This window comes from Bradyrhizobium shewense, from assembly GCF_900094605.1.
In the GTDB taxonomy this organism is placed as follows: domain Bacteria; phylum Pseudomonadota; class Alphaproteobacteria; order Rhizobiales; family Xanthobacteraceae; genus Bradyrhizobium; species Bradyrhizobium shewense.
In genome coordinates this window covers 81,579-97,163 of sequence record NZ_FMAI01000003.1, presented here as the reverse complement: position 1 = coordinate 97,163, position 15,585 = coordinate 81,579, and the positions used below count along the sequence as shown (strand labels likewise).

Here is a 15,585-nt window from a genome sequence, read left to right as displayed (position 1 = left end):
CGGATCTACGCGCGCTTGAGGCGCGCTTGTCCGGGACGACACTGAGTGTTTGCTACCGTTACTTCCCCCACCGCAGCGCCAGCGCGTCGCGTTCCTTGGCGAGTTCCAGCAGGCCCGCGCGCGTTGCCGGATGCAGCGGCTGGAGCGGATGGCGCACCGCCTCCGACTTGATCACGCCGCCGGCCTGCATCATCGCCTTGCAGGCGATCAGGCCGCATTGGCGGTTCTCGTAATTGATCAGCGGCAGCCAGCGCTCGTAGGCGGCCTTCGCTTCCTCGCGCTTCCCGGCGAAATAGGGATCGACGATCTGGCGGATGCCGTCGGGATAGCCGCCGCCGGTCATCGCGCCGGTGGCGCCGGCGTCGAGATCGGCGAGCAGCGTGATCGCCTCCTCGCCGTCCCAGGGGCCTTCGATGTCCTTGCCGCCCGCCTCGATCAGGCTGCGGAGCTTTGACGCCGCGCCCGGCACCTCGATCTTGAAATAGCGGATGTTGGCGAAGTCGCGCGCCAGCCGCGCCAGCAGCTCGACCGACAGCGGCGTGCCCGCGACCGGCGCGTCCTGGATCATGATCGGAATGGTGATGGCGCCCGAGAGCACCTTGAAGAATTCGACGATGCCTTTCTCAGGGACGCGGAAGGTCGCGCCGTGATAGGGCGGCATCACCATCACCATCGCGGCGCCGGCGGCTTCGGCCTGCTTGCTGCGTGCGGCGCAGACGGCAGAGCTGAAATGCGTGGTGGTCACGATCACGGGAACCCGGCCCGCGACGTGCTCCAGCACCGCATGCATCACGGTCTCGCGCTCGGCATCGGTGAGCACGAACTGCTCGGAGAAATTGGCGAGGATGCAGAGGCCGTTCGAGCCGGCATCGATCATGAAATCGATGCAGCGGCGCTGTCCCTCGAGGTCGAGCTCGCCGCGCTCGTCGAAGATGGTGGGCGCGACCGGGAACACGCCGCGAAAGGGGCGCTGGGCCTTGTGTGGGGTGACCGGCATCGAACTCTCCATCCCTGATATGTCTTACGGCTGGCGCCGCGCCCACGGAGCGAGGCGGCACAGATGTAGCCGCCGCGCGGACCGGCGGCAATGCCGAACGCACGACGTCAGGTTGGAAGAATGAGGCGAAACTACGCGGTCTTGACCGCGCCCAAAAAGCCCTCGACCGCGACGCGGAGGCGGTCGGCGTCGACCGACATCTTCTTGACGGATTCCGACAACACCGTGCCGGCGTTGCCGGTCTCCTGATTGAGCCTGGCGACGCTGCCGATGGTGTCGGTGACCTCTCGGGTACCTTGCGCAGCCTGCTGGAAGTTGCGCGAGATCTCGGTGGTGGCCGCGCGCTGCTGCTCGACGGCGGCGGCAATCGCCGTCATCTTCTCGTCGATGCCGCTGATGGCGCCGCCGATGGCGCGGATGGCGGTCACGGCCTGGCCGGTGGCGCCCTGGATCTCCTCGACCTGACGCGAGATCTCTTCCGTCGCTGTCGCCGTCTGTGCGGCGAGGTTCTTGACCTCGCCCGCGACCACGGCAAAGCCCCGGCCCGCTTCACCGGCGCGCGCGGCTTCGATGGTGGCATTCAATGCCAGAAGGTTGGTTTGGCCGGCGATGGCGTTGATCATCTTCACGACTTCGCCGATGCGGCTTGCGGTCTGGTCGAGGATCTCGACCGTCGCGTTGGTCTGCTCGGCCTGCGACACGGCTTCGCGGGCCTCGCGGGCGCTCGACTGCACCTGCGCGGAGATCTCGCCGACCGATGCGGAGAGCTCCTCGGTCGCCGCCGCGATGGTCTCGAGATTGTTGGTGGCCTGCTCGGCGGCGGAGGAGACCGCCGCGGTCTGGCTGCTCGATTCCGACACCAGCGAGCGCACGCCGGTTGCGGTGTCATCGAGCTCCCGCGTCGAGGCGACAACGCTGTGGATCACCGCCTGCACAGTATCGTCGAAACTGCGGCACGCCTCGTCGACGGTACCGGAGCGGGCCAGCTGCAAGGCCTGCTGCGATTCGCGCTCCCGGCCCAGGCGCTCGGCGGTCGCCGCGCTCTCGCGCAGGCTTTCGAGCGCCGCGGCCATGGTGCCGAATTCGTCGGGATGCCGGGATTGCGGCACCGGCGTCGCGTAGTCGCGCGCGCTGATGCGGGCGATGGCGTCGAGAATGGCGCGCACCGGGCGCATCAGGCGATTGCGCACCACGTATACGCCGGCCATGGTCACCGCGAGCGCGAGCAGGAAGGCGAGCGACTGTACGATGAGGTTGGTAAGGGCTTTCGCCTGAACCATCTCTGCACGCGCGATCGACTGGTCGAGGGCCTTGTTGGCGACTGCGACGATGGGCGCAAAGGGCGACTGGCACAGCGCGTTCCATTCCGCGGGGGGCATCGCCGGCTTGCCGCTGCCGTCGAAATTCCGGGTGAGATCGCCGATCTGCTTGAGCACGCCGTCGGTCTTGGCCCGCGCCTCCTTCGCCGCATTGACGAGGTCGGCCGTCACGTCGGGCGCAGCCAGCAGCTCGTCCATCCCGGTCCAGCCGGCGGTAACGATGCCGTTCCAGCTCGCCACGGTCTGCTTCTGGGTCTCGTCGAGCGGCTTGCTGGCATTGACGTTCGGGCGCAGCGTCGAGCACTGGATGCCGTAACGGTCGCGCACCTGCCAGGCAAGGCGGCGGGCCTGGATCATGCGTGCGATGAAGGGGTCGTTCATCCAGGCACGGTTCGACACCGCGGTGGACGCCAGGTTGGCGGTATCGATCACCTTGGTGACGGCATCGTACCACGGTGCGGTGCGCTCCATCTTGCGCTCGGCACGCGGATGCTTGGCCTCGTCGTAGAACAGCTGGAATTTCGGGGCGGCCTCGCTCCAGCGCTGCTTCAGCGTGCTTGCGAGCTCGTCGCGGCGGGCGAAGTCGACGGTCGAGAGCGCTGCGACGATGGAATCATAGCCGGCCTGCTCGGCCTTCTCGGCGGCACCGAGCTTGGCGCGCGGATCGTCCTCGCCAAGCAGCGCGCTCTGGGCATCGCCCCGATTGTTACGCAGCGCGAGCACGCCGTGGAAGATCGCCTTGTCGGCATTCGCGAGACGTTCCGTCTCGAGACTCTCGCTGTAGCGGCCAAAAGCCCCCGCCATCTGGAACGCCGTCGAGGCCAGCGCGCCGGCAGCAAGGAGGGCCATCAGCGTCAGGAGAAGCGAGCTTACCGATTTCTTAAACATTGCCATGGGTCGGGGGCCTACTCTTCACGAGCGGCCACCTTGCATCGCGACATGCCAAGGTTTGGTTAAGACTTTAATCAAATACCTGCGGTTGTGCCCGCCGCGCCTCCTGCAGGCTGCGTCCCTCACGCGACCTTGGTGAAATCGGGCGGACGGCGCTCGGCAAAAGCCGTAAACGCCTCGCGCGCCTCGGCGGTGCGCAGGCGCTGCGCGAACTGCTCGCCTTCGGCCTGCATCTGCGCGACCAGTGCTTCGCCGTTGCGCATCAGCTTCTTGGTGGCGGTAAGCGCGCCGGCCGGCTGGCGGGCAAGACGCTGCGCCAGCGCAAGCGCCTCGGCATCGAGCTTGTCGAGCGGCACCACGCGGTTGGCGAGGCCCCATTCCAGCGCGGCCTTCGCCGGCACGGTCTCGCCCAGCGCGAACATCTCGTAGGCACGGGCATGGCCGATACGCGCCGGCATCAGCAGGCTCGATGCGGCCTCCGGCACCAATGCGAGGCTGACGAAGGGCGTCGACAATTGCGCGTTGTCGGCGAGCACGACGAGGTCGCAATGCAGCAGCATCGTGGTGCCGACGCCGACGGCGCGGCCCTGCACGGCGGCGACCAGCGGCCGGGTGCAGCGGGCCAGCGACTGGATGAAGCGCACGACGTTACGGCTGCCTTCGGACTTGCCGGCTGCGACCGCGGCGAATTCGCCGACGTCGTTGCCGGCGGTGAACATGTCGCCCTCGCCGCGGATCAGGATTACGCGGGCGGACGGATCGAACTCGGCCGATTCGATTGCGTCCGCGAGCTTGCCGTACATCGCATCGGTCAGCGCGTTCTTCTTGTCGGGACGCGCCAGCGTGAGGGTGAGGATTCCGCCATTGTTCTCGATCCGGACGTGCTCGGCCATCGGTCTCTCCTTTTATTCGTCTGAATGTCTTGTTTCTGAAGATCTTGGAAACTTGTCCTGAATGCTCGTCAGCCAGCGCGCGACGATGTCGATCTCCGCAGCCGTGAATCCGTCCGTCAGCGCGGCGTTGACCTCTGCCGCGCCTGCCTTTGCTTGCGCCAGCGCGGTCCGCCCCTTCGGCGTCAGCCAGATGCGCCAGGCGCGGCCGTCCTCGCGATCGGCCCGCCGCTCGATCAACTTCGCCGCCTGCGTGCGATCGACGAGGCCGGAAATGCCGGCCGGCCCCAGATCGAGCGCAGCGCCCGCCTCGCCCATCAGGACGCCGTCCTGCCTGCCGAGGATGAACAACAGCCCAGCCTGCGCCGGCGTCACCTCGTTCTCCGGCCGCGCCGCCATCCAGCGCTGCAAGCGGCGCTGCGCGACGCTCAGCAGGTAGATCAGCCGATGATGCCGCGCGTCGGCCGATTTGTTTCGCATGCGAAATAGATAGCCGGACGCAAGCTTGTTGTCAAACGGGCCACCTCGTTACGGCGCGCAGGTGAAGCTGGAAGCCTCCGTCACCGCACCCGTCTTGTAGTGCGGCCAGGCCGGCCAGCGACACAGCGGCAGCGCGCGCAGCGTCGCGAATGAGGGCGCCTCGACCTTCGGCTCGCTGACTTCGAGATCGCCGGGCGCCTTGCCTTTCTCGACCCAGTCGACCAGCACGCTCAGCATATCGACATTGGCCGGTGCGCCGGAGCCGACATGATCGACGCCGGGTGCGGTGTAGAGCCGCGCGAACTCCGCCGTCTCGGCCTTGCCGAGCTTGCGCTCGACGCTCTCGAAATAGCGGATGCCGGCATAGGGGCTCTGCGCGTAGTCGGCCATGTGCTCGAGCATGATCAGACGGCCGCCGCGGGCGCGGAAGCGGCTGAGATCGGGATCGGTCGAATCCATCAGCTTCGAAACCTCGAGCAACCGCGCCTTGTGCTCCTCCACCTTGTAGGTGGTGACATCGAGCTTGGGATCGCGCGCAAAGACATATTGAATGCCGCCGGCGCCGTAGATCCAGGCGATGCCGTTGTTCGGCGCAGGCGGCTGCGCCGGCGGCGCGGTGCCGAGCCACCACGCCACCCAGCCGCCGGTCGGGCCGATCGCCGGCGTATCCTCACCCGACACGCCCCAGCCGGGATAGTCGTCGAGACCGTTGGCGAGCGCGAACGGGAATTTGTAGGTCCCGTGCAAGGTATCGATCGCCTTGATCTGCGCATCGGTCAGGCACTGATCACCGCTCTGGCCAGCCGCGCAGCGCAGCGTCTCGACCTTGAATGCCGCCTTGCAGGCGACGGGGTCCTGCACCAGCGCGTCGTCGGAGCCGTCGGCCTTGTCACAGGCCGCCCGCACGGCATCGCCGACGAGCTTGACCTGCGCCGGATTGATCCAGCCCGCACCCATGGTGACGAGCCCCGAACGCGTGCCGGCATGCTGCAGGCCGACCCAGTTGATCACGGGCACGCGTGCGAAGATGCCGTCGAAATCCTCGGGGTAGCGCTGCGCCATGGTCAGGCCTTCACGGCCGCCCTCGGACGAACCCATGAAATACATCTTGTCCGGCTTCTTGCCGTAGGCGCGCTCCATCAGCCCAACGGCCACGTCGCGCACCTTCTTGTAGGCGCGGTGAGCAAAATTCTCGAAGGCTTCATCGTTCAGCGCAAACACCTGCGGCGGCTCGCCTTGCCTGGTCTCGTGGCCCGAATCGGTGCCGTAGGTAACAAAGCCGCGCGCCAGTGGCGACGGCTTGTCGAAGGGATAGGCCGGCGGCAGCGCAAGGCCGGTGATCAGCACGCCGTTGAAACCGCCGCCGCCATATTGCAGCGAGCGGCCGTTCCATTCGACGGGAAGGTTGACCTGAAACTTGATCGGCGGCGCCTTGGGATCGACAGGATCGATATGGCCGAGCACCTTGCAGAACGCTGGATTGGCTGGCGTGATGCGCCCTGACGGCGTCGGCCCGCGTTCGGCGACGGCGATCGGCGAGGGCGTCTGCAAGGCTGCGGAGTCGATCTTCGCGGCGGCGGCGCCACCAACGAGACCCTTGCAGACCGCACCGGCGTCTTCTGCCAGCGTTGCCGCCGACGCCGTGCCCGTCCCCAGTATTGCCGTCGAACTTACAAGCAACGCACACAGCTTCGCTTTCTTTCGCGTCATCGTTTCCACCCGGCTTTCTCGTTTGTTGCGTCGACGGCTGGCCGCATTCAATGCAACCTTCGTCCTCCCGTCAATCGCTCACGCCGAGCCGCCATCAGAATGATCCGAGCGCGCTCCCCAAGGCGATCACGGCCACCAGCGCCAATAGCGACGTCACGATGCCCACCATCACAATGTCGAGATAGCTGTCGCGATGGGTCAGGCCGCAGATCGCGAGCAGGCTGACCACCGCACCGTTGTGCGGCAGGATGTCCAGCGTCCCCGAACCGATCACCGCGACGCGATGCATCAGCGCAAGGTCGATGCCGTTGCGCGCGGCAATCTCGACATAGGTCTGGCCGAGCGCGTCGAGCGCGATCGTCAAGCCGCCGGATGCCGAGCCGGTCAGCGCGGCCAGAATATTGGTCGCAACCGCGAGCGAGACCAACGGGCCACCTTCGATCGCAAGCACCCAGTCGCGCACCGTTTCGAAAGCCGGCAGCGCCGCGATGACCGCGCCGAATCCGACGAGGCTGGCGACGCTGAGCGCCGGCAGAACCGATGCATTGGCACCGGCGTCCATGGTCTGCCGCAGTGACGGAAGCCGGGCCCAATTGAGAAAGATGGTCGTGACGATGGCAGCACCCAGCGCGGTGCTGACCGACCACACACCAGCGACCGCCGCCAACGATGTACCGCCGAAGCGCTGCTCGCTCAGATACGAGACATCGAGCCGCGGCAACACGAGGAGCGACATCACGAGATTGACAGCCACGACGACGGCCAGCGGCAGGATGGCACTCACCACCGGAGCAGACATTTCACCGCGCCGTCCATGCCGGATCTCGGCCGGATCGAATTCTCGTGCGGTGGTCGCGTATTCGCGGACCAGTTCGTCATCGACGGCACGTTCGGCTGCACCCTCCATGTCCTCGCCATAGCCTTCCCCCGCACGGCGAGCCGCGGCTTCGGCGCGGCGCAACCACCACAATCCCGCGCCAACCATGATGAGGGAGGCGATGATGCCGAGTCCGGGCGCGGCAAACGGCGTCGTGCCGAAGAACGGCATCGGGATCGCGTTCTGGATCGATGGCGTGCCCGGCAAGGCCGACATCGTGAAGGTCGACGTGCCCAGCACGATCGCGGCCGGAATCAATCGCCGCGGAATCGCGGCGGCACGAAACAGCGAGCGGGCCATAGGGACGATCACGAAGAACGCGACGAACAGGCTGACGCCGCCATAGGTGACCATCGCACCGGCGAGCACGACCGCCAGGATCACGCGGCGCTCGCCGAGACGTCTCGCCATGAAGGTGGCAACCGACGCGACCGCCCCGCTGTCGTCCATCAGTTTCCCGAATACGGCGCCAAGCAGAAAGATCGGGAAGAACTGCGCCAGGAATGCAGCAGCATTCACCATGAAGATTTGCGTCAGGTTCGCAAGCAGCGGCTCGCCGCCGAACAGCGCCGCGACGAGCGCGGCGAACGGCGCGAGCAGGAGAACGCTCCAGCCGCGAAAGGCGAATAGGACGAGAAGGCCGAGCCCGACGAGAATGCCGAGAAGCCCCACGTCTCAGCACTCCGACAGCAGGATGTCGAGATCGGCGGTCGAGCGCCGACCGATATCCGGGCCGTGCTCGTCGAGGAACGTTTCGGCCGCCCGACGTCCTTCGCCGTGCAGCATCGAGACGAACTCCCATTCGGCGTTGAGCTTGGACGAGGCGCCGAACTTCGCGAGCATGTCGCTCTTGACGCGGTGGGTCCGCATCTTCGCCCAGCGCGCGCCCTCGCCGCTTCCCGGGTCGGCCGCCTGACGCAGCAACGCGATCATACGCAACTCCTTCATCAGCGGCGAGTTGAACGAAATCTCGTTCAACCGATTGAGTATCTCCGCAGCCGTCCGCGGCTCTTCCGGCTTTTCAGTCGGATTGATCTGCACCAGGATGGTGTCGTGCGCGTCGCTTTCGCGAATGAGCGGTGTGATAGTCGGGTTGCCGGCATAGCCGCCATCCCAATACGGTTCGCCGTCGATCTCGATCGCGCGGAACATGGTTGGCAGGCAGGCCGACGCGAGCAACACGTCAGCCGTGATCTCCGCGTTGCGGAAGATGCGTCCTCGCCCGGTGCGCACCCGCGTCGCAGTGATGAACAGCTTGATCGGCGAGCGCGCGAGGCGCTCGAAATCGATGCTCTCAGCCAGCACCGCATGCAGCGGATTGTAGCCGGTCGGATTGAGGTCGTAGGGGGAGAGCACCCTCGACATCAGGTCGGTCAGGATGTAGGCCGGCGACGTATCGAGCGTCCAGCGCCCCATCAGCCGGTCGAGCGGCGAGCGCTGGAGCGGGCTGAAGGCCGCCGCCTTCGAAACGCGGCGCCAGTATTGTTCGAGCGCGTCACGCGCACCCTCGGCGCCACCGGCCGTCCACCCATCCGCCAGCACCGCCGCGTTCATCGCGCCCGCGGACGTCCCGGAGATCGCGGCGATCGTAAGCCGCTTCTCTTCCAGCAGGCGATCGAGCACGCCCCAGGTGAAGGCGCCATGCGAACCGCCGCCTTGAAGCGCGAGATCAATCAGTACGGTGTCCGGTTCCATCGCGGCACTCCCGCAACTGAAGCACAAATCCGACGCGATTTGTCACGTGCGCGTCGAAGTCGATGGCGTAGTGTAGAGAGCCTTGGCGAAGGAATGCAACCGGAACGTGGGCCCCTCGCCGTCTAGAGCGCGATGCGATGAGGATGAATCGTCATCGCGCTTTAGGTCGTTGTTTAAGCATGATTTTTTCGGAAAACCGCTGCGCGCTTCTCCGGATCATGCTTTAGTGCTCGAACACCAGCCGGGCGCCGACCGTGCCATCCAGGCTGCGGATCTGCTGGAGCAGCGCCGCGGAATCCTGCCCGCCGAGATCGGCATCGAGCACGACGTAACCGAGATCGCCGGCGGTCTCCAGGTATTGCGCGGCGATGTTGATGTCGCGCTGGAGGAAGACCTCGTTGAGCCGGCGCAGCATGCCAGGCACGTTGCGATGGACGTGGCTGAAGCGCGCGCCGGAGGGACGCAGATGCAGCTGCACCTCGGGGAAATTCACCGCGCCCATGGTCGAGCCCGTGATGAAATAATCGACCAGCTTGCGCGCGACTTCGCCGCCGATGCGCTCCTGCGCCTCCTCGGTCGAGCCGCCGATATGCGGGGTGAGGATGACGTTCTCGAGGCCCTGTATGGGGCTCTTGAAGCGATCGGAATTCGACGACGGCTCGACCGGAAACACATCGACGGCCGCGCCGGCGAGATGACCGTCGCGCAAAGAGTGCGCGAGCGCATCGAGATCGACCACGGTGCCGCGGCTGTTGTTGATCAGGAACGAGCCAGGCTTCATCGCCCGCAGCTCCTTCTCGCCGATCATGCCCGCGGTCTCCGGCGTCTCCGGAACGTGCAGGCTGACGACGTCGCTCTCTGCCAGCAGCTCCTCCAGTCTCTCGACCGGCTCGGTGTTGCCGTGGCGGAGCTTGTCGGTGCGGTCGAAATAGATCACGCGCATGCCGATCGCTTCGGCCAGCGTCGAGAGCTGCGAGCCGATATTGCCGTAGCCGACGATGCCGAGGGTGCGGCCGCGCACCTCGCGGCTGCCGGTCGCCGATTTGTCCCAGCCGCCGTCATGCGCGGACACCGAGCGCGGAAAGATCCGCCGCAGCAGCATCACGATCTCGCCGATCACGAGCTCGGCGACGCTACGGGTGTTGGAGAACGGCGCGTTGAAGACGGGAATGCCGCGCTTGCGCGCCGCTATGAGATCCACCTGGTTGGTGCCGACGCTGAAGCAGCCGACCGCGAGAAGCTGGTCGGCGGCCGCGAGCACGTCATCAGTGATCTGGGTGCGCGAGCGGATGCCGAGCAGCGACACGCCCTTGAGCGCACGCCGCAGATCGTCACCGTCCAGCGCTTTGGTCAGCCGCTCGACATTGGTGAAGCCCGCGCCCTTGAAAAGGTCGACAGCGCTGTCATTGACGCCTTCGAGCAGCAGCGCCTTGGCACTCCGCTCAGGGCTTTGGCCTGGGGCTGGCATGGTGTCTCCATAGATGATGAGCTTTGTCGCAGCTCATAGACCGCGGACGGTGCGCGGCACAATAGGGGTCGGATACGGGGAGAAAATGGCGGATGGTCATGCTCGCATCAGCCACTCCGTCATCCTGAGGCGTGAGCCCTGCGGTGCGAATGCACCGCTGGGGCCCCGATGCAGCCGCGCGGAGAGAGTTGGGCCGTCGCCCTTCGAGGGCCGCTAAGAAGCGGCCACCTCAGGGTGACGGATAACCCACCCGTTCAAGGTCAAATCACATAAAACCCGTGCGTGCCGTCACGGCGGAGTTGCTCGACCAGCCCATATTCCCAATCGAGATAGGCCTGCATCGCGGCTTGCGCGACGTCGGTGCCTTCATAGGGTCGGCGGTAGCGGTGGGCCGGATCGGGCTTGAGCAGCACGCGCGGCGGGCCGATTTCGAGCGCGGCGTCATAGCCCCCTTCCAGCACATAGACCTCCCAGCCCATCTGGGCGAGCCAAGATGCGGTCATATCGGCACGGACACCCCTGTCGTCGCTCAGGACAATGCGAGCGCCACGCACGGGCGCGGCCATGTCGGTCTCCTGGACCAGCTGGCCGCCGGGATAATGGCGGAAGCCCGCGAGGTGACCTGCCGCATATTCCTCGGCATCGCGCACGTCGAAGCGATAGAGCGTGCGGTCCGTTTGCGCGACGAGTGCAGCCATCTCGCTTGCGCCGATATGGCGAACGCCGGCGCGATAGGCGACGTCGCGCGCATTGGCCGGGCCGCTCTCGAACGAGCCGATCGCGCCGCGCCTGTCAGCGCCGTGGTCGAGAGTGTGTCGCGCCAGCGTCCAGCCGATGGTGCCGTTGCGCAGCGCCCGCACCTTGTTGGGCACGCCGGCATTGATCAGCGACTGGGTGCCGATGATCGAGCGCGTGCGGCCGGCGCAATTGACGATGATGGTGGTTTCAGGGTCGGGCGCGGCCTGCCCTGCCCGCAGCACCAACTCCGCGCCGGGCACGCTGACCGAGCCCGGAATATTCATGGTGGCATATTCGTCGAAACGGCGGACGTCGAGGATGGCGATGTTGGCCTTGTCCGCGATGAGTTTGGCCACCTCGTCGGCGCTGAACGACGGCGTGTGCCGTCGCGCTTCGACCAGCTCGCCGAACGCCTTCGAATAGGAATTGACGTCTTCGAACATCTGATAGCCCGCCGCGCGCCAGGCCTTCAGGCCGCCATCGAGCGCGCTGATATGGGTGTAGCCGAGCGCGGCGAGACGTTCGGCGCCGGCCGCGACCAGCCCCTCGCCGTCATCGTAAAGCACGATCGTCACGTCCTTGCGCGGCAGCTTCATCTCGGCTTCGACCTCGATCCGATCCACGGCCATGTTGGCTGCGAACAGGGGATGCCCCGTCGCAAAGCCTGCCTCGTATCTGAGATCGAGCAGCGCGATTTCTTCGCGCAGCAGCAGTGCGCGGCGGATATCGGCGGGGGTGACGGTCGGAAGCTTCATGGCACGGACCTTGAGAAGAGGGCCATGAGCTTTTGACCGATTAGAAGCGCGTTGGCTAGCCTCGTCGGCTCACTCGCCGGGAACGAGCCGCCCGAGCGGCCGCTGTGCCGGACGGCGCAGCTTGCGGCGCGACAGATAGAGCAGGATGCCGGTGACAGCGAATAACGGCATCAACATCGCGGCAGTCATGAACGCGAGCTTGCCCGGCCAACCCAGGATCTCGCCGCGATGGATGTCGTAGATGGCCGCGATGATCTTTTCGCCGAACGTCTTGTCAGCAAAGCGCTCCGCTGAGACCAACTGCCCGGTGACGGCGTCGATGCGGAATTCGTCGCGTGTGGTTTCCAGCAACGAGGCTTTCCCCCACGACCGGATGCGTAAAGTCGTACCCTGCGCCGGCAGCGTCAGCAAGGCCTTCGAGAACCGATCGCCTTCCTCACGCTGGAACGTCACCCAGGCCCGATCGAATCCGATTGGCGGCGCCGGTTCGGAGCTGGCCGCACGCGGCAGCTTTGCGGGCATTTTCGCTGCTGTGACGTGCGGACGCGCGAGCAGCCAGGTCACGCCGTCCTTGTACCATTCGAAGGAGAAATACAGGCCGGTGAGCGTCATCGTCAGATAGACCGGAAGGACCCAGGTGCCGATCACGGTGTGCAACGACCGGTGCAGAGCGCGGCCACCAAGCCCAAGATTCGGCTTCAGCCACATCTTCAGACTGCCTGCACGACGCGGCCAGCGCAGCACGAGGCCCGAGACCAGCATGACGATCAGGCCGAGCGCGACCGTGCCGGTGATCGGACGTCCCCAGCCTTTGCCGTCGCCGGGAATGAGCAGCCAGCGATGCAGTCGGCGCACGGTCGCGAAAAACGCTTCGCCGCGCGGCGCGCCGAGCACGCTAGCGTCATAGGGATCGACATAGAGCGAAGTCGGCCGGTCGCCCCGGTCGTCACGCGCAAAGCGGACATGAACCGCCGCAGATGGATCGCTCGACAGTGTGACGGCGGCGACCTTGCCGAGGTCCTGCGAAGCCTTCAGTCGCGCAACCAGCGCATCAGGCATCAACGCCGGCGCCTGACGCGGCGCGACCTGCATGATGCCGGCGTTGAGATGATCGACGATCTCGTCCTCGAAACTCATGATCGCGCCGGTCAGCGCGATCAGGGACACCAGCAGAGCAAGGATCAGGCCCGCGATGGAATGGACCTGGAACAGGACCGCCTTGATGGTGTGTCCGAGCCGCGCTGCCATGGCTAGAATTTCACCGTGGCCGACAGCGATACGCGTCGCGCATCGCCGATGGCGACATTGAGATTGTTGACGGCTGAGGGATAGTAGACGGTGTCGAACAGGTTCTTGACGTTGAACTGATAGATCACCGGCGTGTTCTGGTATCTCGTCTCATAGGTCGCAAAAATGTCGGCGACCACATAGGACGGCAAGAAAAAGGTGTTGGTGGAATCGCCGGGACGGTCGCCGACATAGCGCGCACCGCCGCCGAGGCGGAGCTGACCGGGCAATGCGGTGCCGAAGTCATACACCAGATAGAGCGATGCGGTGTTCAGGGCGACGTTCTGCAGCTTCCTGCCGCGCAGCGTCACGTCCTCGGAGGCCGTCACGCGCGCGTCGGTATAACCATAGCTGCCGATCAGGGCCCAGCTGTCGCTAAGCCGTCCGGTGACGTCCAGCTCGACGCCGCGCGAGTGTGCGCGGCCGACGGTATGGAGCTCTACAACTCCTGCACTGTTCGTCTTCGTCGTCTGCACGTTCTTCTTGTCGAGATCGTAGAGCGCCAACGTGCCGGAGATGCGCTTGTTCAAGTCGAACTTCACACCGGCCTCGTACGACACGCCTTCCTCGGGCGCGACCCTGGAATCGATCACGACGCCTATCGGCGCAATGGTCGAGTTCGGTTTCAGCGACTCGGTGTAGCTCGCATAGAGCGATATCTGGTCGGTGAGCTTGAAAATGGCGCCACCGAGCGGCAGCACCTTGTCCTGGGACACGTTGGTGTTGGTGATGAAGGGCTTTCCGCGCCCGGCGACCTGGTCGTAGTCCATGTAGCGCACGCCGCCGACCAGCGCGAATCGCTCGGTCAGATGCAGCGTGTCCTGAAAGAACAGCGACCACTGGCCGAGCTTGTCGGTCTGGGCGCTGTCGGGGTTCGACGCCGTCGTCCCCGGCCCGATCAGCCCGTAGACCGGATTGTAGACATTGAACGCGGGAGTTGCCTGCCGGATCAGAACGTCGCGGTAGATCGTACGATACTGACCATCGCCGCCGAACACGACGTCATTGCGCATGTTGCCGAGCCAGAAGCCGCCGGAAATGTATGACGTTCCGTGGCTGACGTTGCTGAGAGAGCTCCCCGTGCCGTCATTGCTGCGCGTCTCGGCGCCGGTCGTGAAGTTGATGTTGGTGATGCGGAGCTGGTTGGCGCTGAAGGTCTCGGTGTTGTAGCTGTAGCCGGCGTAGAGCTTCCAGTCTTGGTTGAAGCGATGCTCGACCGAGGCCTGCATCAGGTCGGACGTACCCCACGTGTTGTTGAAGGGCTCATCTAACCTGCGCGTGGCGGGCACCGCGAGCGGCGCCTTGGTCACGGGGTTGAACGCCGTGCCGCGATCGAACGGGTAGATGAACTCACGATGCTCGTAGTTGAGCTGGACCGTGGTGTCCTGGCCGTACCAGGCCAGTGACGGCGCGACCAACATCTCGCGGTGGCGGCCGAAATTGCGCCAATAGTCCTCGCTGAGGCCGTAGCCGATGAAGCGATAGGCGAGGCCCTGGTCGCCGATCGGACCGGTGACGTCGAGCAGGCCGTCCGCGCCGGTCTTGGTGGCGCTGAAGGCCGAGCCGAGCAGCGTGATCGAGCAGTGCTGATAGAGCTCCGGACGCTTGCTGATGGTGTTGACGATGCCGCCGGGATCCATGATGCCGTAGAGCAGCGAGGCCGGCCCTTTCAGCACCTCGACGCTCTCGACGGCGGGATTGAGGCTGCGGCCCTGCACCAGCGGCATGCCGTTGCGCATGATCGAGCCGTCGCGATTGTCGCCGAAGCCGCGCCGGATCACGGCGTCCTGGCTGCCGGCAAGCGTGTTGGTCTGCGTGATGCCGGAGACGTTGACGAGCGCATCGTCGATGTTGCGCGGGAGCTGGTCCTTGAGCACCTGCTCGGGCACGACGTTGACGGCTTGCGACGTATTGAGCGGCGAGGCGCCGCTGCGCAACGTGGTCGCGCTAGGCATCGCGCGATAGCCGAGCTTGGCGGCCTGCTGCGCGGCGGCTTCCGCGGCCGCGCGCTCCGAGAGCGTCGGCGCTGCGGGTGCTGGGTTACGATTGCGCTGGCGCGCGGCGGTCTGCGTGTGGCGTGACGCCTGGTCCGATGCGCGCACCGGCTTCGGCCGCTGCGCCGGCGCCTCCACCGTCACCGGCGGCAGGGCCGATTGCGCCTGCGCGGTCGTCATGTTGGAGGGGCATTCGGCGAGCAGCACGGCCGCTCCGATGAGAAGACCCGCACGGCTCTTGCCGGCATGAGTTCGATGGCCGCAGACGCGCTGGCCATCCAGATAAGCACGCACGTTCGATTCACTTCCAGGTCAGACGCAGCATTGAAGCTGGCGCGTCTAACAGTCGCAGCGCGTGAAGAGAACCGCAGGCGGAGTTGAATCGCTCTAGTGTTGAATCGTTCTAAGAACGAAGCAGCACCGAACGGCAATCTCCAATTGCCGTCGTGCCGGCCGCAACACGCGAATTCGCGGCGCGTATCAC

General features: G+C 65.7%; 11 protein-coding genes. All 11 read right to left on the bottom strand.

Annotation, left to right across the window (positions count from 1 at the left end; translation table 11 throughout):
- Positions 1-58 precede the first annotated feature (58 nt).
- The gene (locus tag GA0061098_RS07360) at positions 59-997 is read right to left on the bottom strand and encodes a dihydrodipicolinate synthase family protein (RefSeq protein WP_091956014.1); all 939 of its coding nucleotides are present in this window, start codon (positions 995-997) and stop codon (positions 59-61) included.
- A 131-nt stretch (positions 998-1,128) separates the two neighbouring features.
- Complete coding sequence (locus GA0061098_RS07355) at positions 1,129-3,210, bottom strand: methyl-accepting chemotaxis protein (RefSeq protein ID WP_091955611.1); 2,082 nt, start codon at positions 3,208-3,210, stop codon at positions 1,129-1,131.
- 119 nt (positions 3,211-3,329) lie between these two features.
- Entirely contained in the window at positions 3,330-4,100 is a 771-nt protein-coding gene (locus GA0061098_RS07350) for an enoyl-CoA hydratase (RefSeq protein WP_091955608.1), read from the bottom strand.
- A gap of 12 nt (positions 4,101-4,112) precedes the next feature.
- Positions 4,113-4,577 (bottom strand): MarR family winged helix-turn-helix transcriptional regulator, encoded by a 465-nt coding sequence (locus GA0061098_RS07345; RefSeq protein ID WP_091955605.1) that lies wholly within the window; start codon positions 4,575-4,577, stop codon positions 4,113-4,115.
- Positions 4,578-4,625: 48 nt separating this feature from the next.
- Positions 4,626-6,287: a tannase/feruloyl esterase family alpha/beta hydrolase gene (locus tag GA0061098_RS07340; RefSeq protein WP_165637210.1), complete on the bottom strand. Its 1,662-nt coding sequence runs from the start codon at positions 6,285-6,287 to the stop codon at positions 4,626-4,628.
- 94 nt (positions 6,288-6,381) lie between these two features.
- Positions 6,382-7,836, bottom strand: coding sequence for a GntP family permease (locus GA0061098_RS07335; RefSeq protein WP_091955599.1), 1,455 nt, complete (start codon positions 7,834-7,836; stop codon positions 6,382-6,384).
- Between the two features lie 3 nt (positions 7,837-7,839).
- A complete protein-coding gene (locus GA0061098_RS07330; protein WP_091955598.1) occupies positions 7,840-8,859 on the bottom strand; it encodes a patatin-like phospholipase family protein in 1,020 nt (339 codons plus the stop codon).
- Between the two features lie 223 nt (positions 8,860-9,082).
- Positions 9,083-10,327 (bottom strand): phosphoglycerate dehydrogenase, encoded by a 1,245-nt coding sequence (gene serA / locus GA0061098_RS07325; RefSeq protein WP_091955596.1) that lies wholly within the window; start codon positions 10,325-10,327, stop codon positions 9,083-9,085.
- A gap of 260 nt (positions 10,328-10,587) precedes the next feature.
- A complete protein-coding gene (locus GA0061098_RS07320; protein WP_091955595.1) occupies positions 10,588-11,820 on the bottom strand; it encodes a rhodanese-like domain-containing protein in 1,233 nt (410 codons plus the stop codon).
- 69 nt (positions 11,821-11,889) lie between these two features.
- Positions 11,890-13,068, bottom strand: a complete 1,179-nt coding sequence (locus tag GA0061098_RS07315; RefSeq protein ID WP_091955593.1) for a PepSY-associated TM helix domain-containing protein — start codon at positions 13,066-13,068, stop codon at positions 11,890-11,892.
- A gap of 2 nt (positions 13,069-13,070) precedes the next feature.
- Positions 13,071-15,395: a TonB-dependent siderophore receptor gene (locus tag GA0061098_RS07310; protein ID WP_091955591.1), complete on the bottom strand. Its 2,325-nt coding sequence runs from the start codon at positions 15,393-15,395 to the stop codon at positions 13,071-13,073.
- Positions 15,396-15,585 lie beyond the last annotated feature (190 nt).